The following is a 5,294-nucleotide window of genomic DNA, read 5'->3' as shown; positions in this document are numbered from 1 at the left end:
AATTAACAAAGCGGCACAACTCCTTTTGCCGATGTTCTGGACTGTCAAACGACTTGCGGCTTTAAGTGCGGGGTAAGGCGGGTGTTTTTGTGGATGTTCATGTTTCAATACTCTCCTGGAAATACTGTAAACAACGCTACTGGTTTCTACAGCTAATCTACGTCAGCCCCTAATTAAATCCATTTTTCATTTTGAAAATAAGATCTTGCCCAAGTGATTACTTTTTCCATTATATCTATACAATATCCTTTTTCTAATATAACCTCCTGAATCTCCCCTTTATAATCTCTAAATATGATTTTTTCCGAATGGTCGGCTGATACCAGCCAGCTATTTTGATTATCAAAAATATTTTCTTCTATATTTAAATAGGTTGAGTCATATAATTGATATTCCTCATAGGTTTCATCTCCGTTTAAGATCTTTTCCAAAATATTTTCTAATTTTTCCAAAATATATTGAGCATCTTGATTATAGATTGTAGAAGCATTGAATTGATTCAGGCTGCCTATTTTCACTTTCAATGAGTTCATTGCATCCAGAATACTGATTGATTGATACTTCAATTCGGTCGGCAATATATAACCTTGAATTATATAATGAAATACTCCATCATTTTTCAAATCTTCTCCCCATGCCAGAAACCAATCTTCTACAAAATCAAATTGAATAGCAAATTTATATGGATCTCCAAAAATCACCATATCCTCCAAGATATATGTATATTAAACTAATTTTTGCTAACATCTTTTAATTTCTTAACATGTTGAAAATCGTGCTTACTTCAATGCTGCCAGACATTCCTTCACCAATGCCGGACCTTTATAAATCATGCCGCTGTACACTTGGACGGCGGTTGCGCCGAGACGGATTTTTTCGGCGGCGTCCTTGCCGTTCATAATGCCGCCGACGCCGATAATCGGCAGCTTGCCGTCGATGTGTTCCGCCAATATTTTCAGCACTTGGTTGCTTTTTTTGCGCACGGGCAGACCGCTTAGGCCGCCCTGCTCGCCTGCGAGCGGATGACTGCCGAGGCTTGATTTGTCGATGGTGGTGTTGGTGGCGATGATGCCGTCCATTTCGACGGATTTGACAACGTGGGCGATGTCTTCGATTTGCGCTTCATCCAAATCGGGGGCGATTTTGACGGCGAGCGGGACGTATTTTCCGTGCTCAGCGGCAAGCTGCGCCTGTTTGTTTTTCAGGGCTTCGAGTAGCGCGCTCAGTTCGTCGCCGCCTTGCAGTGCGCGGAGGTTTTTGGTGTTGGGCGAGGAAATATTGATGGTAATGTAACTTGCGTGTGCATAGGCTTTTTCGAGGCAGATTAAATAGTCGTCGGCGGCGTTTTCGATGGGGGTTACGGCGTTTTTGCCGATGTTGATGCCCAACACGCCTTGATAACGGCTTTTTTCGATGTTTTGAATCATGGCGTCGATGCCGTGGTTGTTGAAGCCCATGCGGTTGATGATGCCTTGGTGTTCGGGAACGCGGAAGAGGCGCGGCTGCGGGTTGCCGGGCTGCGGTTTGGGCGTTACCGTGCCGATTTCGAGGAAGCCGAAGCCGAGTGCGCCCAATGCGTCTATGTATTCGCCGTTTTTATCGAGTCCGGCAGCCAGTCCGACGGGGTTGGGCAGGGTGATGCCCATGAGTTTGACGGGCTTGGTGCGGTTGTCGAAAATCGGAAGCAGGCCGAGTCTGTATACTTTGTTGAGCGCGTCGAGGGTGAAATGGTGGGCTTTTTCGGCATCGAGTTTGAACAGCAGACTGCGGGCTAGGGAATACATGGATTTCTTTCGGATGATTGGCAAACCGCCGTATTTTACCCGAAACTGCCGTATTTTCCTGCCGGCCAAACAAATCTTCAAAGGAAATGCCGTTTTGAACCGTCTTAAAATCCGCTATACAATCATATTGATAACGTCGTCTGAAAGGATTTCTGATGAAGCCTGAACTGATTATTTTCGACTGGGACGGAACGCTTGCCGATACGACTCGCCCGATTATCCGTACGTTCCAACAAAGTTTTGCCGACTGCGGTTTAAAAGCCCCCGATGCGGATGCCATCCGTGCCTTAATCGGTTACAGCCTGCCCGAAATCATCTTCCGCCTTGCGCCTGATGCGGGCGAACACCTGCGCGAAGAATTGGCAGAAACCTATGCCGCGCATTATCTGAATCCGAACAATCACAATATGACCTTGTTCCCCGAAGCCATACCTTGTTTGAACACGTTAAAACAACAAGGCTTTTGGCTTGCCGTAGCGACAGGCAAAGGGCGTACGGGTTTGGACCGTTCTATTATGCAGACGGGGACGGCAGATTTTTGGATGGCAACCGCCTGCGCAAGCGAATATGCGTCCAAACCCGCGCCCGATATGGTTTTTGCCTTATGTTCCGAATTGGGGCTGGAGCCTTCGCAAACTTTGATTGTCGGCGATACGACCCACGATTTGGATATGGCGGCAAATGCGAAAGCCCCTGCCGTTGCCGTACCGACCGGCGCGCATACCGCCGCGCAACTGGCAACGCGGCCGCATTTAGCAATCTTGAACGATTTGTCCGAGCTGCCCGGCTTTATCGCGCGTTTATAATGCGAGGTCTTCATTTCGTTTTCTGATTTTGAACAAAGGTCGTCTGAAAACCCGCTACCTTTGTTTTCAGACGACCTTTTTTGCATTGGTTCTTTATCATCAACCCGCGATAACGCGCTTTACCGCCTGCACCATATCGGCAACAGCATTTTCAGCGGTATGCAGGTAAAGGGCGGGTTCGATCAGTTCCAATTCGTTGAGCAGTAATCTTTCGCCAATCAGCGTCCCGTCTATGCGGGCGTATGCCGGTATTTCAGGCAGCATGTCCAATATCTGCCGTGCGGTTTCGACTGCTTTTTCCGGCGGCGCGGCGGGGCTGACAGCGACGCCGTAGGCGGAATTGGCGCGCCATTCGCCTTGGGGCGGCATACGCAGTACGGCATGGCTGAATTGCCCGTCCAAAAACACCAGCGAGGTTTCGCCCGCCGTTTCGATTTCGCGGATATAAGGCTGGACGATGACGCCTTGCGGATAATCCCCTGCCTTCAATGACACTTCGCCCGCCCTGATTTTCGCCACGCCGCGCCCGCTCTGCCCGATAACGGGTTTGACGACCGCTTCCTGCCAGCCCCGATTTTTTAAAATGTCTTCCAATTTTTCTTTTTCAGACGACGTCTGCACGCTCGGAATTACGTCCGCCCCCCATTCTGCCAAATCGCACAAATAACGTTTGTCCATGTTCCAACGCATCAGCCCGACGGGGTTGATAAACCTTTGCCCGTACGCTTCCGCTTCGGTCAGCCACTGCCCAAACGCTTCAGGCTCCGCCACATAATCCCATGCGCACAAAGGCAGGATAAAGGCGGATTTCGGGCGGTTTTGCCAAGGCGCGAAGGCGGTGGGTATGCCGTCCCGTGTCAGCGCGTCCGCCAACGGCAGCAGGTTGGACGGCGGCTCGGGGTAGGTGAGGCAGGTGGTAATGGTCAGCATGGCGGACTTTCGAAAAATGAATGACAGTATTGACAAGGGGTGATGTCTTTACTTGATGTTTCAGACGACCTTTTATAGTGGATTAACTTTAAACCGGTACGGCGTTGCCTCGCCTTAGCTCAAAGAGAACGATTCTCTAAGGTGCTGAAGCACCAAGTGAATCGGTACCGTACTATCTGTACTGTCTGCGGCTTCGTCGCCTTGTCCTGATTTAAAGTTAATCCACTATATCGGGCAAACGGCAGGCGTCGTCTGAACAATAAACACCATCACATTTGTAATAAAAACTTCCCTGAATAACGGAACTTTTCCGTTTATTTTAAATCCATTAGGCTCGCATTAAAAATAAGAAAGATTCTTATTCATATCTAAATTAGATATAACATTATTTATTAAAAGGATTTTACTCTAATGAAACTGTCGCGCTTCTCCTCCCTTGCCCTCGCCGCCGCATTGGCATTCGGCACTGCCGCCGTCCATGCCAAACCGGTTCAGATTACCGATGTCAACGGCCGCAAAGTAACCGTCGACCTGCCTGCCAAGCGTGTGGTTTTGGGCTTTTATTATCAAGACTACATGGCCATTGGCGGCAAGGACGCGCTGAATAATGTGGTCGGCTTCTCCAAAGCGGTTTGGGCTGACTGGGCGCCACCGAGCTGGGCGGCGTTCAGCAAAGCCGTGCCCAAGTTGAACCAGCTAGCCGACGTGGGCGAGGTGGAAGTTGGCACGTTCTCCGTTGAAAAAGTATTGGCATTGAAACCCGATTTGCTGATTTTGGCGGACTGGCAGTATAAGGCTTTGGGTTCAGACCTTGACCGCATCAACAAGGCGGGTATTCCGATTGTGGTGTTGGACTACAACGCGCAAACGGTCGCCAAACACATCCAATCGACCAAGCTTATCGGCACGCTGACCGGCCAACAGCAAAAGGCCGACAAGCTGGCGGCGGACTACAAACGCATCGCCGACACCATCCAAGCGCGCGTGAAAAAAGCCAACCTGCCCAAGCCTAAAGTGTATGTCGAGTTCGGCAACAAAGGCCCTGCCGAACACAGCGTAACCTTCGGCAAGAGCATGTGGGGTTCGATGGCGACGCTGGTCGGCGGCAACAATATCGCCGCTTCTTCGGTCGAGTTCTACGGCCCGATCAATCCTGAAAAAGTCCTCGCTGCCAAACCCGACGTCATCGTGATTACCGGCCGCGAAACCGAATTGAAGAAAAGCCCGACCGCCATGGTGATGGGCTGGGGCATTCCGAAAGCCGAAGCGGAAAAACGCTTGGCCGGTTTTGCCAAACGCGCCGGCTGGGCGAACCTGCCTGCGATTAAAAACAACCGCCTCTACGCCGCCTACCACGCCAATTCGCGCACGCTTTCCGACGGTGCATCGATTCAATTTATGGCCAAAGCGATTTATCCGCAGTTGTTCAAAGACTTCAATCCTGAAAAGACTTATACCGACTTCTACCGCCAAAACCTGCCTGTTGTACCAAACGGTACGTTCTACCTGTATCCGAAAGGTCAGTAAGGCGGGCTTGTGGATTTCAGACGACCTTTTTATGCGAAAGGTCGTCTGAAAGCAACGTGGATTTTGTACAAAACCGTAGCGTGGGCTTTGCCCACGGGTAACGTTTGCGGAAATGATGGTGAATGGTCTGAGGTTTTCCCTGTTTTCGCGGGCAAAGCCCACGATACGACTTCCTATCGTGCCGAACGGAGAGCGTCAGGTGGTGCTGACTGTTTTGGCCCTCTCCCTAGCCCTCTCCCACGGGGAG

General features: G+C 50.2%; 5 protein-coding genes. 2 read left to right on the top strand and 3 right to left on the bottom strand.

Annotated features, from left to right (window positions below; all coding sequences use genetic code 11):
- Positions 1 to 173 precede the first annotated feature (173 nt).
- Complete coding sequence (locus HMPREF2907_RS01870) at positions 174 to 704, bottom strand: Imm42 family immunity protein (RefSeq protein WP_070679425.1); 531 nt, start codon at positions 702 to 704, stop codon at positions 174 to 176.
- A gap of 75 nt (positions 705 to 779) precedes the next feature.
- Positions 780 to 1,784 (bottom strand): quinone-dependent dihydroorotate dehydrogenase, encoded by a 1,005-nt coding sequence (locus tag HMPREF2907_RS01865; RefSeq protein ID WP_070679421.1) that lies wholly within the window; start codon positions 1,782 to 1,784, stop codon positions 780 to 782.
- Between the two features lie 152 nt (positions 1,785 to 1,936).
- Between HMPREF2907_RS01865 and HMPREF2907_RS01860 the strand changes: the two genes are divergently transcribed.
- Positions 1,937 to 2,590: an HAD-IA family hydrolase gene (locus HMPREF2907_RS01860; RefSeq protein WP_192831525.1), complete on the top strand. Its 654-nt coding sequence runs from the start codon at positions 1,937 to 1,939 to the stop codon at positions 2,588 to 2,590.
- A gap of 99 nt (positions 2,591 to 2,689) precedes the next feature.
- Here HMPREF2907_RS01860 and HMPREF2907_RS01855 read toward each other — a convergent pair whose 3' ends face one another.
- Positions 2,690 to 3,520 carry an ATP-grasp domain-containing protein gene (locus HMPREF2907_RS01855; protein WP_070679418.1) on the bottom strand — a complete coding sequence of 277 codons (831 nt, stop codon included), beginning with the start codon at positions 3,518 to 3,520 and terminating at the stop codon, positions 2,690 to 2,692.
- 411 nt (positions 3,521 to 3,931) lie between these two features.
- Between HMPREF2907_RS01855 and HMPREF2907_RS01850 the strand changes: the two genes are divergently transcribed.
- On the top strand, positions 3,932 to 5,047 hold the full coding sequence (locus HMPREF2907_RS01850; protein WP_049224953.1) for an ABC transporter substrate-binding protein: 1,116 nt from the start codon (positions 3,932 to 3,934) through the stop codon (positions 5,045 to 5,047).
- The last annotated feature ends 247 nt before the right edge of the window (positions 5,048 to 5,294 follow it).

This window comes from Neisseria sp. HMSC055H02 (assembly GCF_001813335.1).
Lineage (GTDB): Bacteria > Pseudomonadota > Gammaproteobacteria > Burkholderiales > Neisseriaceae > Neisseria > Neisseria sicca_C.
This window is presented reverse-complemented; position numbering and strand designations above follow the sequence as displayed.

What these genes read in the sequence shown, in the direction of transcription:
- HMPREF2907_RS01870 (WP_070679425.1), bottom strand. Translation starts at nt 704, where the DNA reads ATGGTGATTTTTGGAGATCCATATAAATTTGCTATTCAATTTGATTTT.
- HMPREF2907_RS01855 (WP_070679418.1), bottom strand. Translation starts at nt 3,520, where the DNA reads ATGCTGACCATTACCACCTGCCTCACCTACCCCGAGCCGCCGTCCAAC.
- HMPREF2907_RS01850 (WP_049224953.1), top strand. Translation starts at nt 3,932, where the DNA reads ATGAAACTGTCGCGCTTCTCCTCCCTTGCCCTCGCCGCCGCATTGGCA.
- HMPREF2907_RS01865 (WP_070679421.1), bottom strand. Translation starts at nt 1,784, where the DNA reads ATGTATTCCCTAGCCCGCAGTCTGCTGTTCAAACTCGATGCCGAAAAA.